This is a genomic window from Amycolatopsis sp. NPDC089917 (assembly GCF_040684635.1).
GTDB lineage: Bacteria > Actinomycetota > Actinomycetes > Mycobacteriales > Pseudonocardiaceae > Amycolatopsis.
The window spans coordinates 93400-114989 of the sequence record NZ_JBFBGL010000022.1 but is presented as its reverse complement, the minus strand read 5'-3'; the positions used below and the strand labels follow the sequence as shown (position 1 = coordinate 114989).

At 68.2% G+C, this 21590-nt stretch carries 23 protein-coding genes and 1 riboswitch; of the genes, 2 read left to right on the top strand and 21 right to left on the bottom strand.

All coding sequences use genetic code 11. From position 1 onward, the window contains the following. Window positions 1-349: 349 nt before the first annotated feature. From AB0N89_RS18355 to AB0N89_RS18300, 12 genes are all read right to left on the bottom strand, one after another. The gene (locus AB0N89_RS18355; protein ID WP_364205794.1) at window positions 350-1300 is read right to left on the bottom strand and encodes an NPCBM/NEW2 domain-containing protein; all 951 of its coding nucleotides are present in this window, start codon (window positions 1298-1300) and stop codon (window positions 350-352) included. Between the two features lie 6 nt (window positions 1301-1306). Then, window positions 1307-1726, bottom strand: a complete 420-nt coding sequence (locus tag AB0N89_RS18350) for a hypothetical protein (RefSeq protein ID WP_364205792.1) — start codon at window positions 1724-1726, stop codon at window positions 1307-1309. Between the two features lie 205 nt (window positions 1727-1931). Then, window positions 1932-2357, bottom strand: coding sequence for a hypothetical protein (locus AB0N89_RS18345; protein WP_364205790.1), 426 nt, complete (start codon window positions 2355-2357; stop codon window positions 1932-1934). Window positions 2358-2408: 51 nt separating this feature from the next. Then, entirely contained in the window at window positions 2409-2657 is a 249-nt protein-coding gene (locus AB0N89_RS18340) for a hypothetical protein (protein ID WP_364205788.1), read from the bottom strand. 17 nt (window positions 2658-2674) lie between these two features. Next, window positions 2675-3514 (bottom strand): dihydropteroate synthase, encoded by an 840-nt coding sequence (folP, locus tag AB0N89_RS18335; RefSeq protein ID WP_364205786.1) that lies wholly within the window; start codon window positions 3512-3514, stop codon window positions 2675-2677. Between the two features lie 45 nt (window positions 3515-3559). Next, a complete protein-coding gene (locus tag AB0N89_RS18330; RefSeq protein ID WP_364205784.1) occupies window positions 3560-3823 on the bottom strand; it encodes a hypothetical protein in 264 nt (87 codons plus the stop codon). Then, window positions 3823-4743, bottom strand: a complete 921-nt coding sequence (locus AB0N89_RS18325) for a methylenetetrahydrofolate reductase (protein ID WP_364205782.1) — start codon at window positions 4741-4743, stop codon at window positions 3823-3825. The genes AB0N89_RS18330 and AB0N89_RS18325 overlap by 1 nt, the downstream gene beginning before the upstream one ends. A 26-nt stretch (window positions 4744-4769) precedes the next feature. Further along, entirely contained in the window at window positions 4770-7085 is a 2316-nt protein-coding gene (gene metE, locus AB0N89_RS18320; protein WP_364205781.1) for a 5-methyltetrahydropteroyltriglutamate--homocysteine S-methyltransferase, read from the bottom strand. Window positions 7086-7201: 116 nt separating this feature from the next. After that, window positions 7202-7421, bottom strand: a riboswitch (cobalamin riboswitch). 86 nt (window positions 7422-7507) lie between these two features. Continuing rightward, window positions 7508-8626, bottom strand: a complete 1119-nt coding sequence (locus AB0N89_RS18315; RefSeq protein ID WP_364205780.1) for a bifunctional 2-methylcitrate synthase/citrate synthase — start codon at window positions 8624-8626, stop codon at window positions 7508-7510. A gap of 38 nt (window positions 8627-8664) precedes the next feature. After that, the gene (gene prpB / locus AB0N89_RS18310) at window positions 8665-9558 is read right to left on the bottom strand and encodes a methylisocitrate lyase (RefSeq protein ID WP_364205778.1); all 894 of its coding nucleotides are present in this window, start codon (window positions 9556-9558) and stop codon (window positions 8665-8667) included. Then, on the bottom strand, window positions 9558-11039 hold the full coding sequence (locus AB0N89_RS18305) for an MmgE/PrpD family protein (RefSeq protein WP_364205777.1): 1482 nt from the start codon (window positions 11037-11039) through the stop codon (window positions 9558-9560). The genes prpB and AB0N89_RS18305 overlap by 1 nt, the downstream gene beginning before the upstream one ends. Then, window positions 11039-11908, bottom strand: coding sequence for a 3-hydroxybutyryl-CoA dehydrogenase (locus AB0N89_RS18300; RefSeq protein ID WP_364205776.1), 870 nt, complete (start codon window positions 11906-11908; stop codon window positions 11039-11041). Before AB0N89_RS18300 ends, AB0N89_RS18305 begins: the two co-directional genes overlap by 1 nt. Window positions 11909-12040: 132 nt before the next feature. Here AB0N89_RS18300 and AB0N89_RS18295 point away from each other — a divergent pair, with 132 nt between their 5' ends. Then, window positions 12041-13441 (top strand): short-chain fatty acyl-CoA regulator family protein, encoded by a 1401-nt coding sequence (locus tag AB0N89_RS18295; RefSeq protein WP_364205774.1) that lies wholly within the window; start codon window positions 12041-12043, stop codon window positions 13439-13441. A 240-nt stretch (window positions 13442-13681) separates the two neighbouring features. Here AB0N89_RS18295 and AB0N89_RS18290 read toward each other — a convergent pair whose 3' ends face one another. Together AB0N89_RS18290 and ykgO are read right to left on the bottom strand one after the other, a co-directional pair. Continuing rightward, window positions 13682-14536: a class I SAM-dependent methyltransferase gene (locus tag AB0N89_RS18290; RefSeq protein WP_364205772.1), complete on the bottom strand. Its 855-nt coding sequence runs from the start codon at window positions 14534-14536 to the stop codon at window positions 13682-13684. A gap of 27 nt (window positions 14537-14563) precedes the next feature. Continuing rightward, on the bottom strand, window positions 14564-14686 hold the full coding sequence (ykgO, locus tag AB0N89_RS18285) for a type B 50S ribosomal protein L36 (RefSeq protein ID WP_364205770.1): 123 nt from the start codon (window positions 14684-14686) through the stop codon (window positions 14564-14566). 175 nt (window positions 14687-14861) lie between these two features. Between ykgO and AB0N89_RS18280 the strand changes: the two genes are divergently transcribed. After that, window positions 14862-15155: a hypothetical protein gene (locus tag AB0N89_RS18280; RefSeq protein WP_364205768.1), complete on the top strand. Its 294-nt coding sequence runs from the start codon at window positions 14862-14864 to the stop codon at window positions 15153-15155. Between the two features lie 76 nt (window positions 15156-15231). Here the strand turns inward: AB0N89_RS18280 and AB0N89_RS18275 are convergent, their stop codons facing one another. The 7 genes from AB0N89_RS18275 to AB0N89_RS18245 all read right to left on the bottom strand — a co-directional run bounded on the left by AB0N89_RS18275 (window position 15232) and on the right by AB0N89_RS18245 (window position 21552). After that, entirely contained in the window at window positions 15232-15645 is a 414-nt protein-coding gene (locus tag AB0N89_RS18275) for a Fur family transcriptional regulator (protein WP_364205766.1), read from the bottom strand. A gap of 131 nt (window positions 15646-15776) precedes the next feature. After that, window positions 15777-16592, bottom strand: coding sequence for an ABC transporter ATP-binding protein (locus tag AB0N89_RS18270; protein ID WP_364205764.1), 816 nt, complete (start codon window positions 16590-16592; stop codon window positions 15777-15779). Further along, entirely contained in the window at window positions 16592-17599 is a 1008-nt protein-coding gene (locus AB0N89_RS18265) for an iron chelate uptake ABC transporter family permease subunit (protein ID WP_364205763.1), read from the bottom strand. The genes AB0N89_RS18270 and AB0N89_RS18265 overlap by 1 nt, the downstream gene beginning before the upstream one ends. A 100-nt stretch (window positions 17600-17699) precedes the next feature. Beyond that, the gene (locus AB0N89_RS18260) at window positions 17700-18692 is read right to left on the bottom strand and encodes an ABC transporter substrate-binding protein (RefSeq protein WP_364205761.1); all 993 of its coding nucleotides are present in this window, start codon (window positions 18690-18692) and stop codon (window positions 17700-17702) included. Window positions 18693-18782: 90 nt separating this feature from the next. After that, window positions 18783-19538 (bottom strand): ABC transporter ATP-binding protein, encoded by a 756-nt coding sequence (locus AB0N89_RS18255; RefSeq protein ID WP_364205759.1) that lies wholly within the window; start codon window positions 19536-19538, stop codon window positions 18783-18785. Beyond that, the gene (locus AB0N89_RS18250) at window positions 19535-20563 is read right to left on the bottom strand and encodes an iron ABC transporter permease (protein ID WP_364205757.1); all 1029 of its coding nucleotides are present in this window, start codon (window positions 20561-20563) and stop codon (window positions 19535-19537) included. The genes AB0N89_RS18255 and AB0N89_RS18250 overlap by 4 nt, the downstream gene beginning before the upstream one ends. A gap of 35 nt (window positions 20564-20598) precedes the next feature. Then, window positions 20599-21552, bottom strand: coding sequence for an ABC transporter substrate-binding protein (locus tag AB0N89_RS18245; protein ID WP_364205755.1), 954 nt, complete (start codon window positions 21550-21552; stop codon window positions 20599-20601). Window positions 21553-21590 lie beyond the last annotated feature (38 nt).

Sequence of the window (21590 nt, the reverse complement as noted above, 5' to 3'; positions counted from 1 at the left end):
TGGGGCCATCCCCGCATACGTGGGGCGGACGACGCCAGTGAGCAAGGAAAGAGTTCGGATCGCTACCCCAGCAGTCGTGATCGCACGGTTTCGTGAACCTGTGTTCGCCGTCGGTGACGTATAGAGACATGAAAAGGGGCCCCTGGTGGTGACAGGGGCCCCGTGGCGTCTCAGGTCTGGCTGGACCACCAGGCAACGCTTCGAGACGTTCCCAGTGTGTCAGCCGTTGATCTTGATCAGCAACCCGAGGGTGTTCGGTGGTTGTTCACTGAACGATGTCCTGATCAGTGGTAATCAATTCCTGATCTGCGAAAACAGTGCTGGCGGTGCCAGGCCGGGGAGGTCCGGTTCATGGCGCCGGTGATGTAGTGATGCTGGACGCGGTAGGGAACAGAGTGGCTTGCGCCATGTCGATCCCGAGAGGCTTGCAGATGGGACTGCCCTGTTCAGCCTTAATCGTGATCTTCAGACGCAGAACACCCGTAAGGTCGGTATCGAGCCGCAGCGCACCGGCTCCGAACGACAGCTGGTTGCTGGAAATCGTCCGGCCATCGGCCTCGATGACGATCGACGCCGTGGACGAGGAGTTCGGGCTGTTGTCGTCGATCCCGACGAACGCGACCAACCGCGTGAAGTTCTTCCCGAGGTTGTACTCAACCGCCGCTTCTGGCGCGGTGCACGGTTCCAGATTCTGGCGCATCGTGTCCGGATAGGTGGCCCCGCCGAGGTTGGCGGTCTGGCCCCTGAAGGCCCAGCCTCCCTCCACGATCGACAGTGTGTCCAGCGCTACCGCCGTGCCGACACGTTCCTCCTTCTGTCTGGCAGAGGGCTCGTCACTCTGACGTAGAACCGTCATGTAGGCGGTTATCGTCAGCGCTATCACCAACCCGAGGCATAGGGCAATCACCGTCGTACGGCGCGTGAAACGACGCCGGCGATAGTCCGACTCGGAGAAGAACTCGGGTCCCTGACGTACCCACGTTTCCTCAGGCTCCCAGGCCTGTTGATGGGGAGTGGGCTGTTCATCTGTCAACGTCGCGCGAACAGCGCTCCATCGTTCATGCCACGCCTGGACGTCACCGCCACACACCTCCACGTAGGCCTTGGTGACCTCCCAGCTTGGGAGTCGCTTGCCAGCGGCAGCGGTGGACAACGCGGTCGGGGAGTAATGGGCGAGAGGAGCCATCGCGCGATAGCTCAGCTTCTTCGCCGCCCTGAGGTCGCGCAGCCCGCGGGCGAACCGCGCGACCTCACCAGCGGCAGGATCGACTGGGATCTGCGGCCGTCCTGGTCCCGCCACCGCCGACTACCCGGCGACCCGGCGACCGAAAGGCGCGGCCGTGCTAGGCAGGCCGCCGGTGATCCACGGGCGGTGGTACGCACCGGCGAGAACCGTCCGGCGGATCACCTCCGCCGCCGCGAAACCGACGGAGATCGCGACCGCCTCCGCGACGAGGATGTCGATACCCAACAACTTCAGCACGATCACGTTGACCGCGATGATGCCGTACACGACCGGCACCCAGGTCACGAGAAACAACTCACGAAGCCGTTGCGACAACGGCAAGCACCGCATCATCCCGGCAGGCAGCATCGCCCCTTGAGCGGGGAAGTAGTTCACGAGAAGGTCCTCCGTCTCAACGTCGTCCTGGTGGTCCATACCGAGACCGAGACCGGGAAACCTGGTGTGCAGCCGCACCACACAGCTCCACACCACACCGAGCACGCTCTCAACCTCAGCAAGTATGGATTCCAGTCGAGAAAGGACGCCAGCCGAACAGCGAAGCTCTAATCAATTGCCCTGGCAACGAAGCCCACCATCGGCGATGATGGCCATCCGACAAGCACAATCCGCAGGTACTCGGTGCAGGCACCTGCCGCTGGTCCTAACGTGCCCGCAGCACCGGCGGCATGGTCCGAGCGCGCGGAGGTCATGAGCGCCCGTCAGTCGGCTGGTTTGCGTGTTCAGCGTTGGGTCCGGTTGCATCGTTGTAGATGCGTGCAGCGAGCCTAGTGTCGTCCTGCAGTATCGCCAAAATCGGCCGCCGAGACTCGTAGAACCGGTAGCGCTTCGATCGAGGAGCCCTTTTCGGTCGTTTCGCCCGTTTGATCTCGTCGTCGGTTAGTGGGACGGCGGCCATCTCGCGGAGCACGTCGCGCACGCCGTCGATAACGTCTGCGGCTGTTCGCGTCGACTTCTTCCAACTCACCGTCGGCATCTCATGACCAGCCGAAGCATCGGGATCACCGATGAAGGCCCGGTAGAGGCCGGCGAGGTCGTCCCCGCCTCGGGGAGTCAGATCGCCATCCGCGAACACCTGGCCACCGGCACGCAGCAACTTACGGAAGGCGCCCATAGGGTACGCCTCAGGCGCCTCGATCAGCCGTTTGCCTACGCAGGCGAGATTCTACGAGTCGCTGACCCAGCTCGGAAGGTCGTCGATGGTGGTGGTGGTGGTGGTGCTTAGCAGCGCAGCACCGGCAATATAGGGCAGAACCCGCTCGAGGACGACCTCGCCACCGAAGGTTTCCATCCGGAACGGGTAACCCTGCAGTTCTCGATCCCACGTCATGGCAACAAGTACAGTCTCGGGATCGACCACGATCTCACCCGCCTTCAACACCGCCCTTCGTCTGCCTTCAGGTAATGACGACATGACAGCAGGGGACGGCGCTACCCCTGGCCCCAGATCGTGTCGAGCATCGCGATGGTGTCGCGTGTCTGCGGTACGTCGTGGACCCGGACGACGTCGACGCCCGCCGACCACGCCGGAGCGAGAACGGCCAGCGAAGCCGGCAGCCGGTCTTCGACGGCACGTCCGGTGACCGCGCCGAGGAACGACTTGCGGCTCACCCCTAGCAGGACCGGGATCCCCAGACCACACAGTTCCGGCAAGGCACGAAGCAGCCGCAGGTTGTCCTCGGTCCCTTTGCCGAAGCCGATTCCGGGGTCGATCCAGACTTCGGTGGAGCCGTCGGCGTGCGCGGCCGCGGCGACGCCGAGCAGGTAGGCGCTCACCTCGGCGACCACGTCGCCGTACGCCGGCTGGGCGCCCGCTCGCACCGGCACCGCGGTGGAGTGCATGCCGACGTAGCCCGTGCCGAGCCGGGCGGCGAGCCGGTGCAGGGTGCCGGAGACGTCGTTGATGATCGAGGCGCCCTGCTGCACGGCCGCTTCCGCGACCCCGGGGTGGCGGGTGTCGACCGAGACACGTCCACGTGCCGCCAGCGCGGAGACGATCGGAGCGATCCGGTCCCATTCCTCGTCCGGGGACACTTCGGCGGCCCCCGGCCGGGTCGATTCACCACCGATGTCGACGGCCCAGGCGCCGTCCGCGAACATCTCCTCCCCGGCCGAGATCGCCCGTTCGGTGGCGTCGTACCTGCTGCCCTGCCAGAACGAATCCGGGGTGACGTTCAGGACGCCCATGATCTTGAGTTGCCCGACGTCCGGTCTCGTGACGGGACTGGGGCGGTCGAGGCCGGGCAGCGGTGACCGGTCGATCTTCATCATTTCACACCAAGCCCTTCGGGCATTTTGTCGTTCCACACCAAGGTTTCAGGCCCCGCGGTCGCCGTCGCGGCCCGGGCGGTTCGCGAGTTCGGCGAGCAGCTCGGGCGGGCAGGCGGGCAGGGCAGCCGCGACCTTTTCCAGGCGGTCGACGAACGCGTTGAGCTGGTCGAGCTGACCGCGCAGTGCCCGGACGCGAGCGCCCTGCGCGCCTGCCTGGCGTCGCTGGCCGTCCAGGCTTTCGTAGGCGGCTTTGGTCAGCACGACCAGCTCGGTTCCATCGACCCGGATCCGGCGCGGCTTGGGAGGCATCAGCCGGGTCCCGGGAGTTCGGCGACGACCTCCGTGGTGGCCTTGGCGTAGTTGAACGTGATGAAGTGCAGCCCGGGCGCGCCTTCCGCCTGCAGGCGGCGGGCGAGCAGGATCGCTTGTTCGATGCCGAGCGCGCGGACGGCTTTCGGGTCGTCGGCCACGGCGGCGAACCGTGCCGCCAGGTGCGGCGGGAACGGTGCGCCCGACAGCTGCTCCGACCGCGCGATCGTCCGCGTCGTGGTGACCGGCATCAGCGCGGGGATGATCGGTGTTTCGCAGCCCGCCTCGACGACCCGGTCCCGCAACCGCAGGTAGTCTTCGGCGTCGAAGACCATCTGCGTGATCGCGTAGTCGGCGCCCGCCCGGCATTTCGCGACGAAGCGCGCCGTGTCTTCCTCGACGCTCATCGAACGCGGATGACGATGCGGGAAGGCGGCCACGCCGACACAGAAGTCGCCGTGATCACGCAGCAGCCCGACGAGTTCGCTCGCGTAGGCGAGTCCCTCCGGATGTCGTTTCCACTCGCCGTCTACGTCGCCGGGCGGGTCGCCGCGCAACGCGAGCACGTTGACGACACGGGCGTCGGCGAGCTGCCCGACGAACGACCGCAGCTCCCGGACGGAATGGTCGACGGCGGTGAGGTGCACCACCGGCAGCATGGTGGTCTCCCTGGCGATCCGGGCGGCCACGGCGATCGTGTTGTCCCGGGTGGATCCGCCTGCCCCATAGGTGACGGAGACGAATCCCGGTCGCAGCGACTCCAGCTTGCGGACGTTCTGCCAGATCCGGTCCGCGTCGTCGGTCGGGCGTGGTGGCATGAACTCCAGCGAGATCATCGGTGTGCCGGAGGCGAGACGGTCACGGACCGTACGCGGGCGAGCGGTCCGCTGCGCGGGTACCGCGGCGGGTGGGAGGGCCACCCGCCGCGGGACGATAGAGCCAGCCGTCACGAACGGGCCCGCACTTGGCCGGTGGCCTCGACCAGGTTGGCCAAGGTCGCCCGCACCTCGGGGTAGCCACGGGTCTTGAGCCCGCAGTCGGGGTTGACCCACAGCCGGTCCGCGGGGAACGCCGAAGCGGCGGTCCGCAGATGGCCGGCGATCTCCTCCACCGACGGGACCCGCGGCGAGTGGATGTCCCACACCCCGGGACCCGCCTCGTTGGGATATCCGGCACGCGCGAGGTCGGCGACGATGGCCATGTTCGACCGGGCCGCTTCCAGGCTGATGACGTCGGCGTCCATGTCGATGATCGCCTGCAGCACGTCGCCGAACTCGGCGTAGCACATGTGCGTGTGGATCTGCGTCTCGTCCCGCACGCCCGAGGTCGCCAGGCGGAAGGACGCCACGGCCCACTCCAGGTACGCGGCACGGTCGGCCGTGCGCAGCGGCAGGGTTTCGCGCAGCGCGGGCTCGTCGACCTGGATGACCTTGATCCCGGCGTTCTCCAGGTCGACGACTTCGTCCCGCAGGGCGAGCGCGACCTGGCGGGCGGTGTCGCCTTCGGGCTGGTCGTCCCGCACGAACGACCACGCGAGCATGGTCACCGGGCCGGTCAGCATGCCCTTGACGGGCCGCTCGGTCAGGCTCTGGGCGTAGGTGGCCCAGGCGACGGTCATCGGCTCGGGGCGCGCGACGTCGCCGACGATCAGCGGCGGCCGGACGTAGCGGGTGCCGTAGGACTGCACCCACCCGTGCTGGGTGGCCAGGAATCCGGTGAGCTGCTCGCCGAAGTACTGGACCATGTCGTTGCGTTCCGGCTCGCCGTGCACCAGCACGTCCAGGCCGATCTGTTCCTGTTCGGCGATGACCGCGCGGATCTCGGCCTTCATCGCCTCCTGGTAGGCGTCACGGTCGAGCTTGCCCGCCCGCAGCGCCGCGCGCGCCTTGCGCAGTTCACCCGTCTGCGGGAACGAACCGATCGTGGTCGTCGGCAGCTCCGGCAGCCGCAGCCGATCCTGCTGTGCCTGGCGGCGCTTGCCGTACGGGGCCGCGCGGTGCAGGTCCGCGTCGGTGATCGCGGCGACCCGGTCGCGGACGGCGGGCACCCGCACGATCGGTGACGCCGCGCGCGAGGCCAGTCGGCTGGCGTTGACGTGCAGGAGGTTGTTGATCGCGCCGCGGTCCTCGGTCAGGCCCCGGCGCAGGGTGACGATCTCCTCGAGCTTCTGCCGCGCGAACGCGAGCCAGCCGGCGATCTCGGGGTCCAGGTCGGTTTCCAGGGTGACGTCCAGCGGGACGTGCAGCAGCGAGCAGGACGCGGCGACGTCAACGGTGCCCGCCAGCCCGAGCAGGGTGCCGAGCGTGGTCAGGGCGGCGGTCAGGTCCGCGGCCCAGATGTTGCGGCCGTTGACGATCCCGGCGACCAAGCGCTTGCGGGGAATACCTCCCGCGGCGGCGAGCCCGTCGACGTTGGCCGCGGCCGCGCCGGTGAAGTCGATCGCGAGGCCCTCGACCGGCGCGGCGGCCAGCACCGGCAGTGCCTCGCCGAGCCGGTCGAAGTAGGAGGCCACGAGGATCTTCGGGCGCGCTTCCTCGCGGGCGAGGGCGGCGTAGGTCTCCTCGACCTTGGCCAGCACGTCGGACGGCTGGTCGGTCACCAGCGCGGGCTCGTCCAGCTGGACCCATTCCGCGCCCGCTTCACGCAGCTGCCGCAGCAGATCGATGTACAGCGGGACGATCCGGTCCAGCAGGTCCAGGGGCCGGAAGCCGTCGGTCCCGGTCGGGTCCTTGGCCAGCAACAGGAAGCTGACCGGGCCGAGGATGACCGGCCGGGTGGTGGCGCCCTGGTCGAGAGCTTCGGCGAACTCGGCGAGCGGCTTGCTCGCGTCGAGGCTGAACCGCGTGTCCGGGCCGAGTTCGGGGACGAGGTAGTGGTAGTTCGTGTCGAACCACTTGGTCATCTCCATCGGCGGCGCGTCCGCGGTGCCGCGCGCCATGGCGAAGTAGCGGTCCAGCCGTCCTGCGGGCGTGGTCACGTCCGGGACCGCGGTGAGGTGCCGCTGCGGGATCGCGCCGAGCATCCAGGAGGTGTCCAGGACGTGGTCGTAGAACGAGAAGTAGTTGCTGGGGATCTCGTCGATGCCCGCGTCGCGCAGTTCCGTCAGGTTCCCCTGGCGCAGCTCGCGGGCGGTCGCGAGCAGGGCGTCGGCGTCGACGCGGCCCGCCCAGTAGGACTCGATCGCCTTCTTCAACTGCCGGTCGGCACCCTGGCGGGGGTAGCCGTACACGGTGGCGCGGCTGGTTGTGGTTGTCGAGGTCACGGGGCTCTCCTTCGCGAGTCCACGTGGACCCCGCGAGAGCGCGCGACAAATCACGACCGGCACCCGGTCGTGATTCGGCGAGACCCAACCCGCGAGGTCGCAGCCACCACCCCACGGTCGTGGGGTGCACAGCGGGCAGGTCTTCGGACTCGTGGGCGTTCCGACGCACGCCGGGTTCCTACTGTCCGTCGCTTCCCAAGCCATCCCGGCTCAGTGCTGTCTCCGGAGAGACTGACGGAGGTCGTTCCCACTCACCGCTGCGGGGCAGTCCCGGATTCGCACCGGGTTCCCTCTTGCCTCGACCACCACCGTGAAACTCGCGGCGGCCGAACCAGCTGCGTCGCCACTGTAGCGTTTCGCGCTCGGGTTTTCCTCAAGTCTTTTCGGGCCGGCCACGCCATCGAGCGTGGCCGGCCCGGCGATCAAGGACGCTCGATGGCGCGCTGCGCCTTACCGGAGTAGACGCTCGACGGACGGATGAGGCTGTTGGCCGCGAGTTGTTCGGTGATGTGGGCGGTCCAGCCGGTGATCCGCGCGGCGACGAAGATCGGGGTGAACACCGGGGTGTCGAATCCCATCAGGTGATACGCGGGGCCAGCCGGGTAGTCGAGGTTGGGGTGCAGGCCCTTCTCCGCGTACATCGCCCGGGCCAGCGCCTCGTACAGGTCGAGCAGTTCGTGCCCGTCGCGGAGTTCGGCGACCTCCTGCAGCGCCTGGCGCATGGTCGGGACACGGGAGTCGCCGCTCTTGTAGACCCGGTGCCCGAAGCCCATGATCTTCCGCTTCTCGGCCAGTGCGGTCTTCAGCCACGCTTCGGCCTTGTCGGCCGAGCCGATCTCCTCGAACGTGGCCATCACGGCTTCGTTGGCGCCACCGTGCAGCGGGCCCTTCAGCGCGCCGATTCCCGCGGTGACGGCGCTGTAGAGGTCCGACAGCGTGGACGTGACCACGCGCGAGGTGAAGGTGGAGGCGTTGAAGCTGTGCTCGGCGTAGAGCACCAAGGACGTCTCGAACGCGCGGACGATCACCGGTTCCGGCACTTTACCGAGTGTCATGTAGAGAAAGTTCTCGGCGTATCCGAGGTCGTCGCGCGGCGGGAGCGGGCGCAGGCCGTGCCTGCGGCGCTGGGTGATGGCCACGACCGCGGGCAGCACCGCGAAAAGCCGCAACGCCTTGGCGTGGTTGGCTTCGGGCGAGTTGTCGTCCTCGCTCGGGTCGTTCGCGCCGAGGATGCTCACCGCGGTGCGGAGCGTGTCCATCGGGTGCGCGGTGTCGGGCAGCGCGAGCAACGTCGTCACCAGGTCGGCCGGGAGATCACGCTGCGCCCGCTCGGTCTCGTTCTGCGCGGCCAGCTGGGCGGCGTCGGGTAGTTCGCCGTGCCAGAGCAGGTACGCGACCTCTTCGAACGAGCAGCGCGCGGCGAGGTCCTGGACCGGGTATCCCCGGTAGGTCAGGGAGTTGGTGTCGGGGTTGACCATCGACACCTCGGTGGTGTCGACGACGACCCCGGCAAGTCCTTTGTAGACAGTGGGTGCGGACATGGTTGTCCCCTTGAAGGAATTCGGGCGTCCCAGGAAATCTAGACGCGGAAATTGAAGATGTTCTCGTCGAAAGCGTTGTAGGAGTTGTAGTCGAGCAGGTCGTACAGGTCGCGCCGGTGCTGCATCCGCGGAAGCAGGCTCTCCTGACTTCCCTGTTCTTCGATGGTGCGCAGGCCGTTCTCGGCGGCTTCCATCGCGAGCCGGAGCAGGGTGACGGGGTAGATGACGATGTTCACCCCTAGCGAGTCCAAGGTCTTCACATCCAGCAATTCGCTTTTGCCGAATTCGGTCATGTTCGCCAGGATCGGAACGTCGACCGAAGCCCGCATACGTTCGAAATCGGCCGGTCCGCGCATCGCTTCGGGGAAGATGAGATCGGCCCCGGCGTCGGCGTAAGCCTTCGCCCGGTCGATCGCGTCGTCGAGACCGTTCACCCCGGCGGCGTCGGTACGGGCGGCGATGACGAAGTCCGGATCACGCCGGGCCGCGACCGCGGCGGTGATCCGCCGGACGGCGACGTCGCGCTCCACGACGTCCTTGCCGTCGAGGTGGCCGCAGCGTTTGGGGTTGACCTGGTCTTCCAGGTGCATTCCCGCGACACCGGCGTCTTCCAGCAACTGGGTGGTGCGGGCGGCGTTCATCGGCTCGCCGAATCCGGTGTCGGCGTCGACCAGCGCGGGCAGCGCGGTGACACGGGCGATCTGCTGGGAGCGGCCCGCGACCTCGGTGATCGTGGTCAGCCCGATGTCGGGCAGGGCGAGTTCGGCCGACAGGACCGCGCCGGAGATGTAGACACCCTCGAAGCCACGCCGCTCGATGAGTTTGGCGCTCAGAGGGTTGAAGGCACCCGGAAAGCGTTGCAAGGCGCCGGAGTTCAGTCCGGCTCGGAACGCGGCGCGTTTCTCGGCGGGACTGGTGGTGGCGTGCAGCATCAGAAGATCCCCTTGCTCGCCGGCGTGCTGTCGAGTCCGGCGGGAAGCGCGATTCCGGCGACCTCGGCCGCGTCAAGCTCCCCGAGCCGGGTGACGGTGTCGAGGAACCAGTCCTGATCCTCGGGAGTGATCACGCCGTCGGCGAGCGTGCGGAACTTCGCGATGTACTGCTCGCGGGCGAACGGCCGTGCCCCGGCCGGGTGGGCGTCGGCGACGGCGATCTCGTCCGACAGCACCGTCCCGTCGGCGAGGGTGATCTCGACACGGCCGCCGAACGCCGGTTCGGGCGCGTGATAGCGCTCGGTCCAGTGGGGATCCTCGACGGTGCTGATCTTCTGCCAGAGTTCGACGGTGTCCGGGCGCGCGGCCCGGTCCGGCGCGTAGGACTTCTCGTGGTGCCATTCCCCGTCCTGCAACGCGACCGCGAAGATGTACGGGATCGAATGGTCCAGCGTCTCCCTGCTGGCCTTCGGGTCGTACTTCTGCGGGTCACCGGCGCCGGAGCCGATCACGTAGTGCGTGTGGTGGCTGGTGTGGATGACGATCTTCTCCACCTTGCCGAACTCGCCGACCTTCGGGCCGAGCCGCCGCGCGAGATCGATCAGCGCCTGGCTCTGGTACTCGGCCGAGTGCTCCTTGGTGTAAGTGTCCAAAATGGCCAGTTTGGCTTCACCCTTGCCGGGCAGCGGCACGGTGTACTCGGCCTTCGGCCCGCTGAGCAGCCAGGCGATGAAACCGTCCTCACCCTCGTAGATCGGGCTCGGCGCGCCCTCGCCGCGCATCACGCGATCGACGGCCTCGATCGCGGCCTTGCCGGCGAACGCCGGGGCGTACGCCTTCCACGAGGAGATCTCGCCCTTGCGGGACTGCCGGGTCGTCGTCGTGGTGTGCAGCGCCTGCCCGATGGCCTGGTACACCGTCTCCGTGTCCAAGCCCAGCAGTGCCCCGATGCCACCGGCGACCGACGGGCCGAGGTGGGCGATGTGGTCGATCTTGTGTTCGTGCAGGCAGATCCCGCGGACCAGGTTCACCTGGAGTTCGTACCCGGCGGCGATCCCGCGCAGCAGGTCCGCGCCGGTGCGCCCGGTGTGCTGGGCGACGGCGAGGATCGGCGGGATGTTGTCCCCGGGGTGCGAGTAGTCCGCGGCGAGGAAGGTGTCGTGATAGTCCAGTTCCCGCACGGCGACGCCGTTGGCCCACGCGGCCCATTCCGGCGAGTACCGGCCTTCGACACCGAACACGGTCGCGCCCGGCTTGCCGAGGTGCGAGAGCGCCTGGTCCCGGGCGGAGCGGACCGGACGGCGGGTCAGCGACGCGGCGGCCACGGCGGCGTTGTCGATCACCCGGTTGATCACCATGTCGGCGACCTCGGGCGTGACCTCGACGTCGTCGGTGGCGACAGCGGCGAGCTTCCACGCCAGCTGCTCCTCGCGCGGCAGGGCTTCGGCGGAGGGATACGTGCGGACGGTGTGGTCGATCATCACTTTCCTTCGTAGACGTAGAAACCGCGGCCGGCCTTCTTGCCGAGCAACCCGGCGTCGACCATGCGCAACAACAAGGGAGGAGGCGCGTAGAGCGCTTCCTTGAATTCGGCGTAGAGCGAGTCGGCGATCGCGGCGACCGTGTCGAGGCCGATCAGATCCGTCAGCCGCAACGGCCCCATCGGATGCGCGGTCCCGAGTTCCATCCCCCGGTCCACATCGGACGCCGAGGCGAATCCCGACTCGACCATCCGGATCGCCGAAAGCAGATAGGGCACGAGCAGCGCGTTGACCACGAACCCGGCCCGGTCACGCGCCCGCACGGTCTTCTTGCCCAGCACGTCCTGGGCGAACCGTTCGGCCCGGTCGGTGGTGGCGGGGCTGGTCAGCAACGAGCCGACCACCTCGACCAGCGGCAGCACCGGGACCGGGTTGAAGAAGTGCAGGCCGACGACCTGCGCGGCCCGCTCGGTGGCCATGCCCAGCCGCATGATCGGGATGGACGAGGTGTTGGAGGCGAGGATCGCGTCCGGGGCCTCGACCACCTTGTCCAGCGTCGCGAACAGCTCGGTCTTGATCTGCTCGTCCTCGGCGACGGCCTCGATCACCAGCTGCCGGTCGGCCAGGTCACCGAGATCGGTGGTGAACCGCAGCCGCCAGGCGGCACGCTCGGCGGCCGGGCGTTCCAGCTTGCCCGCCTTCACCGCGCGGTCGAGGGACGCGAGGATCCGCGCGCGGCCGGCGTCGGCCGACGGGGCGTCCTGTTCGCAGACCACGACGTCCAGCCCGGCGCGGGCACAAACCTCGGCGATCCCGGCGCCCATCTGCCCGGCGCCCACGACGGCGACCCTGGCGATCTCGGTGCTCATGGAGCCCTCCTGTGAACCTTGTAGTGCCTGCGATCAGCGTGGCACCGAGATCACCGCCGGGTCGATAGCCTGCGGTTGTCAAATGTTGTGAACGTTTGAGGCCGATCTGTAAATGTTGTTACAGTCGCCGCTGTGGAGAAGCTGTATGCCGGGGCGCGGCTGAAGCAGTTGCGTGAGGACCGGTCGATGACGCAATCGGACCTGGCCCGGCTGCTGGAGATCTCGCCGAGCTACGTCAACCAGCTCGAGCACAACGGACGGCCGCTCACCCTGCCGGTCCTGGTCCGGCTCACCGAGCACTTCGGCGTGGACGCCGAGTTCTTCGCACCCCAGGACACCGCCCGGCTGGTCGCCGACGTCCGCGAAGTCTTCGCCGACGACACCGTCGACGGCACGATCTCCACCGGACAGGTCGACGAGCTGACCACCCAGCTTCCCGACGTCGCCCGGACCCTGGTGTCCCTGCACCGGCGCTACCGCGAGGCCATGGAAAACATCGCGACTTTGGTGTCCGAACAGGGGCTCGACCGCACCGCCGCCCAACAGCCGCACGAAGAGATCCGGGACTGGTTCTACCGGCGCCGCAACCACGTCGCCGAACTAGACGAACCCGCCGAGCGGCTGGCCTCACGGCTGCGACTGGTTCCCGGCGAGGTCCGCGCGGGACTCGCCGCCGGACTGAAGGAGCGACACGGCGTCGAGGTGACCGCAGCCGCCCTGGGCGCCGATCAGCACAGGTTCGACCCCACCGGCAAAGTCCTGCACCTCTCTCCCGCACTCCGCCCCGGGCAGGCCGCGTTCCGGCTCGCGTCGGAACTGGCGCTCCTGGAAGCCGGGGACGTGATCGACAAGCTGGTCGACGACGGGAACTTCAGCGGCGACACCGCGCGCCGTCTCGCGCGGATCGGACTGGCCAACTACTTCGCAGGCGCGCTCGTCCTGCCTTACCGGGTCTTTCTCGGCGCCGCGGAACGCTACCGCTACGACATCACCCGCCTCTCCGACCACTTCGGCGTGGGCTTCGAGACGATCTGCCATCGGCTCTCGACGCTGCAGCGCCGGGGAACACGCGGCGTGCCGTTCTCGTTCGTCCGGGTCGACCGCGCCGGGAACATCTCGAAACGCCAGTCCGCCACGGGTTTCCACTTCTCCCGCGTCGGCGGCTCGTGTCCACTGTGGATCGTCTACGAGGCGTTCAGCTCGCCCGGCCGGATCCTCACCCAGGTCGCCGAACTACCGGACGGCAAGAAATACTTCTGGCTCGCCCGCACGGTGAACCGCACCGTCGGCGGACACGGCGATCCCGGAAAGACCTTCGCCATCGGACTGGGCTGCGAACTGCGCCACGCGCGCAGGCTGATCTACTCCGACGGCCTCGCCCTCGGAACCGACGCCGCGGTCACCCCGATCGGGATGGGCTGCAAGGTCTGCGAACGCCCGGCCTGCCCGCAACGCGCGTTCCCCGCGATCGGGAAAACCCTGCGCGTCGACGAACACACCTCCAGCCTGCTCCCCTACCCGCCACTCGGATGAGGCACGCGCACCGCTCGACATGGCCGGGCTTCCCAGCCCCTTGGTCACCGCCAACGCGGTGGCGATTTCAGTCGCTCGCTCACATGTCGGACCGGTGCTCGGCGGGGACGAGTGAGGTGAAGGGGACTTTCCCCGTGTCGCATGAGCGGAAGGTCCCCTTCACCGCGGGACTTGCGGTCCGCAGGGGCGGAAGCGTCGCGAAAGGCAGGCGAGCGGTCGGTACAGTTGCCTTGACCGTCGCTAAATCCGGCTGCCCAGATGCCAGGTGGTGGCCTGGAGCACGAAGAGGTCGGGCCGGTTGACGAGGGCGACCGGGTCGGCGGGGTCGAGCAGCCGTGCCAATGCCGCACTGTCCTCTTCGAAGAGCGCGGGGCCGACGAGCCGCTGGATCCGGGTGAACCGATCGACCACGTGACCGCGGACTTCGGGACTGGCGGGGGCGGGCAGGTCGAGAAGAAAGGTCCGTGTCACGCGATGGCGGAGACCGGCGTCCGCGAGCAGCAGTGGCCAGTCCCGGCCGCCACCCACGGCGGCACCGGTGAGCGACCACGAACCGACGAAGTGGTCACTCAGGGCCGCCTCCAGCCTGCTCACGAAGCCGGGATTCCCGACGCCGTAACCGCCGGGCAGGAACCGCGCGGACAACCCGCCTTCGGCCACGGCCAGCACACCCGACCCCGGCACGAGCAGCGACGACAGTTCGCGCAGCGCCGCGACCGGATCGGGAAGGTGATGCACGACGTGTGCGCACCACACCAGATCGGCCGGTCCCAGCGCGGGCAGCGACGAAGTGCCGATCTCGCCATATCCGGCCCGCACCCGCCGCCCCAGCCCGTGTTCGGTGAACCGCGCGGCCGCCCGGGCGGTGAACCCCGCGGTGGGGTCGACCGCGATCACCTCACTGTCCGGGAACTCCTCGGCCAGGATCACCGTGGCACATCCCGGGCCGGAACCCACGTCCAGCACCCGGGAGCCGTCTCCCAGCGGATGCGTTCGCGCCAGCCAGCGGACCGCCTGGCGCACCATCGGCTCACTCACCGCCGCGTCACGTTCGACCGTGGCCAGTTCGTCTTCCCAGGTCGCGGCTTCGGTCATCGAGTACCCTCCCGCCGATCCGGACCCTCAGCCCTGGCGAGCCTTGTACTTCGGATTCTTCTTGTTGATCACATACGTCTTCCCGTGGCGTCGCACCACCTGCGATCCCGGCTTGTTGTTGAGTGAACGCAACGACTTCCGCACCTTCATCCGAGCTCCCTCCGCGATCTCCCGGTTTCTCGGCACACCAGGCCGACACCTCCACCATAACACATAACGATTATCATTTTCACTAAAGCACTGGTGGGTTACACCGGGTTGCCGAGGACATATCGCCATGTTCCTATGAATTGGCTCGCGAACCGACCACGAAGGAGACGGCGAGATGACCGTCCACACCGAACACCAGGTACACACCCATACCCACGGTGACAGCTGCGGCCACGTCGCGGTTCCACACGGAGACCACGTCGACTACGTCCACGATGGACACCTGCACCGTGAGCACGACGGCCACTGGGACGAATGTGAACCCACCGGCCACGTACCGCACGAACACGCCGAGCACACCCACGGCGGCGGCTGCGGCCACGTCGCGGTCCCACACGGAGACCACGTCGACTACATCCACGACGGACACCGCCATGCCGCCCACAACGGCCACTACGACGAACACTGACCCTCACCGGAGGAACCGGACTTCGCCCCGCCGGATACCCGCCGCGTCCTTCGAAGACAGTGGAGAAAGGACGCTTTCAGCCCGCGCAAGCGGCACAACGGCCGATGATCTCCAGCGAGTGGCTGACGTCGACGAAGCCGTGCTCGGTGGCGATCCTGCCCGCCCACCGCTCCACCGCGGGGCCGGTGACCTCGACGGTGCGGCCGCAGTCGCGGCACACGAGATGGTGGTGATGACCGCGCGAACATCGGCGGTAGTAGGCCTCTCCGCTTTCGAAACGCAGCGTGTCGATCTCGCCGGCGTCGGCGAGCGACTGCAGTGTCCGGTAGACCGTGGTCAGGCCGACCTCCTCGCCCCGGTCACGCAGGTGCTCGAACAGGTCCTGAGCGGAGCGGAACTCGTCGATCTCGTCGAGCAAGGCCGCGACCGCGGCCCGCTGCCGGGTCGATCGCCTGCCGGGAACGACCGGGACGGAACGATTGGTGCTCACGGGGACTCCATGGATCAGCCAGGTGGTTCCGGCCAAGAGTAGAGCGTCCGGTCCCGGTTCGCCGCCGGGCCGCGGGCCGGTCACGCGCACACGCCCGTGGCCATGACGAGCACGTGGACCGGGACCAGCCGTCAGCTCGCGGGAAGACGAGGCCGGTACTGATCAGCGGTTGTCCCAGTCCCGGCGGCCAGGTAGGTGATCCGAAGCGTGCCGGTGACGGGTTCATGGTCGATGAGCACGTCGACGCCGTAGACGGATTCGATCAGCTCGGCGGTCAGCACGGCCTCGGGCGCACCGGCGGCGACCACCCGTCCGTGTTCCAGGATGACGACGTGGTCGCAGTAGCGGGCGGCGAGGTTGAGGTCGTGCAGGGCGACGACGCAGGTGGCGTCCAGGGTTCCCAGCAGGCCGAGGAGTTCGAGCTGGTGGCGGATGTCGAGGTGATTGGTGGGCTCGTCGAGCAGGATCTCTTTCGGCTCCTGGGCGAGCGCACGGGCCAGCTGGACGCGTTGTTTCTCCCCGCCGGACAAGGTGTGCCAGCTCCGGTGCTGCTTGTCGGCGATGTCGACACGCGCGAGCGCCCCGTCGATGATCCGCAGATCGTCTTCGGTCAGGGCGTCGAATCGGCCGCGGAAAGGGGTGCGGCCGAGCTCCACCACCTGACGGACGCTGACGTGATTGTGCGCGGTCACGTCCTGCTCGACGACAGCGAGCCGCCGGGCGAGCACCCGGCGGCCGAGGTCGCTCAGGCCGGTGTCGTCGTAGCGCACCGACCCGCTGTCGGGGCGGCGCAGCCCGGCGAGCAACCGCAGCAGGGTGGACTTCCCCGACCCGTTGGGACCGAGCAACCCGACGATCTTCCCGTCGGGCGCCGCCAGGTCGATGGTGTCCAGCAGCCGGTGGCCCTTGACCGACCAGGAGAGTTCGGTGGCGGTGATGCGGCCCATCAGGTCTCCAGACGCTTCAGGATCAGCGCGAACACGGGCGCGCCGAGCAGCGCGGTGACGACGCCGGCGGGCAGTTCCTGCGGTGAGAACGCGGTCCGCGCGAACGTGTCCACCCAGATGAGGAAGATCGCGCCGATGATCGCGGAAAGCGGCAGCAGCGAGCGGTGCATCGGGCCAGCCAGGATGCGGACGGCGTGCGGGATGAGCAGCCCGATGAAGCCGATCGCACCGGAGGCCGACACGGCGGCCGCCGTGATGATCGAAGTCAGCACCATCAGCCAGACGCGGACCGCGGTGACGTTGACACCCAGCGCGGCGGCGGAATCCCAGCCGAAGGTGAAGGCGTCCAGTGCCGGCGCGAAGAACAGGATGGCCAGCACCCCGATCAGGATGATCACGACGGTGACGGTCACCCCTTCCCACCGGACGCCCGCGAGAGTGCCGAGCAGCCAGTAGGTGAAGCCCCGGGTCGAGTTCGCGTCCCCGCTGACCATGAGGACGAGCGAGGTGACGGCCGAGAAGAACCAGTACACGAGCATGCCGGTGAGCACCACGCGGGAGGGACTGGAGACGCGTCCCCCGCCGAGCAGGAGCAGCAGCAGGCCGAAGGCGGCCATTCCGCCGACGAACGCCCCTGTCGACAGGGAGACACCGCTGACGATGCCCAGCAAGAGAACGACCACCGCGCCGGTCGAGGCGCCGGAGGAGACCCCCAGCAGGTAGGGGTCGGCCAGCGGGTTCCGGGTGATCGCTTGCAGGACCGCCCCCGAGACAGCCAGGGCCGCGCCGACGCCGGCGGCGAGCAGTACCCGCGGGAAACGTGACTCCCAGATCAGGGCGTCCAGCAGTTTCGGCAGTGGCGGGGCCGGAGCGATCCCGCCGAGGCCGACGTGCCGCATGATCGTGGAGACGACATCGAGCGGGCCGACGTTCGCGCTCCCGAACAGGGACGTCACGATGATCGACACGAACAGCCCGGCGGCGGCCACGAAGAAGACGACCGCCATCGAAGTGCGCCGCGGGCGCGCCGGAACGGTCTTCCGGCTTGTGATCGGGTTCCTGGCGCTCCCGGCGGTGCTGGGTGAGCTCGTCATAGCGGCCGTCCGCTCACTGGACTTCGTTCAGGCCGTCGACGAGCGACGGAACCATCCGCACACTGCCGTAGCTCGGATCCATGTACGAGCCGGGGATGGTGATGAACCGGTTGCCCGCCACGGCGCCGAGCTTGCTCGTGAGCGGGTCCTTCTTGAGTAGGTCGATCTTCTCCTGCGCGGTGTCGTTGGGCTCGCCCCGGCTCAGGTCGGCCAGGATGATGACGTCGGGATTCCGGGCCGCGACCTCGTCCCAGCTCACCTCGGCCCATTTGGTCGGCGCGTCGTCGAAGATGTTCTTGACCCCGGCGAGTTCGGAGACGCGCTGAGGCAGCCCACCGGGACCGGCCGCCCATGGCGTTCCCGCGTAGGTGGAGTAGAACCACATCACCTTGAGCGGGGTGTCCCGCTTCTTGACCTCGCCCAGTGCCTTGTCCACCACGGCCTGTTGTTCGGTCGCCAGCTTCTCCCCCGCCGCGGGGACGCCGAAGATCTTGGCCAGCCGGCGGTATTCCTCGAACAGTATCGGGAAGTCCGCGTTCGCCACGCTGGCGTGATAGGTGCAGTCGAACTCGGTCACGTAGGTCGGCACGCCCAGCTTGTGCAACTGGTCCCGTTCACCGCCCTGCGCCGCCGTGAGGAAACTCGAGAAGGAGCTGTAGACGAAGTCCGGCTGCGCCTCCAGCAGTTTCTCGTGCTTGATCGTCTCCTTCTTCGCCGACAGGATCGGGATCTTCTTGTACTGCTCGGCGATGTCGTCCGGCGCCTTCGAGACCTCGTAGCCCGATCCGACGACGCGGTCTCCCACGCCCAGATGGATGAGGATCTCCGCCGCGGTCTGGTTCATCGTGACGGCCCGCTTCGGCGCCGCCTCGTAGGTCACGTCGACACCGCAGTTCTTGATGCTGAACGGATAAGCCGTCGCACCCTGTCCCGCCGCTTCTCGTCCGCTCGCGTCGGTGGAGCCGCCTCCGCAGCCTGCGAGCGCGACCAGCAGAGTAGCACTCATGACACTGATACCCGATTTCATTTTCATTAAGCGCACGATAGCAGGCTCCGCGCGAACAGCGAAGAGCCTTGGGGCGGAACAGAACGAGGGTCACCGATAGTAGATATGCGCGTCACCGAAACGATCGGGGCCGACTTCCGCTTCGACACCGAACACCTCCGCGATGCGGGCAGGTGTCAGGACGTCGAGCGGGGCCCCTGATGCCACCACCCTGCCCCCTCCCATCAGCGCGAGCCGGTCGCAGAACCGGGCCGCCAGGGACAGGTCGTGCAAGACGACGACCGCGGTCCGCCCGGCGCCGGCGAGCAGGCGCATGAGGTCGAGCTGGTGGGCGATGTCGAGGTGGTTGGTGGGTTCGTCGAGCAGGATGGCCGAAGGCTCCTGCGCGAGGGCGCGCGCGATGTGCGTGCGCTGACGTTCCCCGCCGGACAGGGTTTTCCACGGCCTGGCACGCAATTCGGCCAAGCCCATCCGTCGCAGCGCGGCGTTCACGACGGCGTCGTCCCGATGGTCGTGCCCCCGCCAGTTCGAGTGGAACGGGGTCCGGCCGAGCGCGACGAGGTCGGCGACGAGGAGGTCGCTCTCGGTGTCGGTGTACTGATCGACGAAGGCCACGCGGCGAGCGATCCGTTTGCTGTCCCAGTCCGCTATGTCCGAGCCGCCGTAGCGGACGGTCCCGCTTCGGGGTTTGCGCAGGCCCGCCAGGCAGCGCAGTAGTGACGACTTGCCGGAACCGTTCGGCCCCACCAGGCCCAGCACTTCGCCGGTATCGACGCTCAACGCGACATCGTCGACGATGACCCTCGCGGGCACACCCCAGCACAGGGATTCCGCGTCGATTCTCACAGCTCTCCCCGTTTGCGCAGGATGACCAGGAACAGCGGAACCCCGATCAGGGCGGTGACGACGCCGACCGGGACCTCCCTGGGGGCCAGCGCGACCCGGGCGAGCGCGTCGGCCCACACCAGGAACACCGCCCCCGTGAGGGCGGCGAACGGCATGAGGACCCGGTGCCGGGGGCCGATGATGAACCGGGCGGCGTGCGGGACGATGAGGCCGACGAAGCCGACCGCCCCGACCGAGGCCACCGCGACCGAGGTCAGCAGCGCGGTCAGGACGAGCGTGGTGATCCTGGTCGTGCGCACGCTGATCCCGAGTGACTCGGCGGTGTCCTCCCCGAAGGAGAAGGCGTCCAGCGCCTGGGACCGGGTCCAGCAGCCCACGAGTCCGGCCGCACAGGCGATCGCGCAGAGCACGACGGAGTCCCAGCGCGCCGAGGTCATCGAACCCAGCAGCCAGTAGGTGATGGCGCGGGTGGTCTCCGCGTCCGCGGACGCCATGATCAGCAGCGAGGTCAGCGCGGCGAAGAGCTGACCGACGACGACGCCGGTCAGCACGATCCGGACCGTCCGCATCCCGCCGCGCAGCAACAGCATCATCAACCCGAAGGACAGCAACGCGCCCAGCAGCGCCCCGCCGGACAATCCGAGCGCGCCAGCACCGAGCCCGAACAGGGTCACCGTGACGGCTCCGACCGAGGCGCCGTTGGAGACACCGAGCAGGTAGGGATCGGCCAGCGCGTTGCCGGTCAGGCCCTGCAGCACGGTGCCGGACACGGCCAGCATCGCACCGACGAGGGCAGCCAGCAGCACCCTGGGCACCCTGAGCTGCCAGATCAGCGAATCGAGCAAGCGGGACAACGGCTCCACGGGCAAGCCGAGCCTGCTCCCGACCGCCCTGGCGATCTCCGGCAGGCCTACGTCGTTGGCGCCGACACAGGCGGCGAGCCCGACCGAAAGCACCAGCGCCACCAGACCGATGGTGAACAGCGCCCAGGTGGGCATCGCGGTGCGCCGGGTCCGGGCCGTCACCGCCGGAGTGTCCAGGACCTGTTTCCCTGACGCGGTCACCCCAGCTTCGCCAAACCGTCGCTGATCAGCTTGAGGGCGTGCACACTGCGGACCGTGGCGTCCAGTTCGAGACCGGGAACGACGATGAACCGGCCGGCCCGGACGGCGTCCAGCTGCGACAGCACCGGATGCGCCCGCATCATCCGGATCTTCTCGTCGGCGGCATCGCCCTCTTCACCGCGATCCGGCAGGTCACCGAGCACGATGACGGACGGGTTCCGCGCGGCGATCTGTTCCCAGCCGACCTCGGGCCAGTCACTGTCGACGTCGGCGAAAACGTTGGTGGCGCCCAGCATGCGGCTCATGTCGGCGGGAAGCCCGCTGCCTCCCGCCACATATGGCGCACCGTTGTACACGGAGTAGAGGTAGGCCACGGTCGGCTTGACCGCCCGGGCCGCACCCGCCTTCTCCGCCTCGGCGACGACCTCGCGCTGCTTGGCGATCAAGGCGGCGGCACGGTCGGGAACCCCGAAGATCTTGCCGAAGTTCTCGTAGTCGGTGAACAGCCGCTCGAACGGGGTCTTGCCGGGCAGGAACTTCGGACAGTCCACGGAACTCACGTAAGTCGGCACCCCGAGTGTGGCGAACTCCTCACGAGGACCGACGCGCTCGCGGGTGAAGTCGCTGACGAACGCGGTCATCGCGAAGTCCGGGTCGGCCGCCCGGAGTTGCTCTCCCGTCAGTTCTTTCGGGTTGAGCATCGGGATCGCCGCGTAGTCGGCGCGGTATTCCTCCGCGACCGGCCCGGATTGCAGAGCGGTACCGGCGATGCGTTCGCGAAGGCCGAGTGCCAGCAACGTCTCGGTGACTTCCTGATCCAGCGCGACGGCCCGCCGCGGTGGCTTGTCCACGCGCACCTGGACGCCGCAGTTCTCGATGGTGACCCCTCCTGCCGCGACGTCCGGCTCCGTGGCACCACAGCCCGCGATGACCGCCAGAAGACCGGCCACGGCACTGAGACGAAGAAGATGCGACATCGGCACCCCCC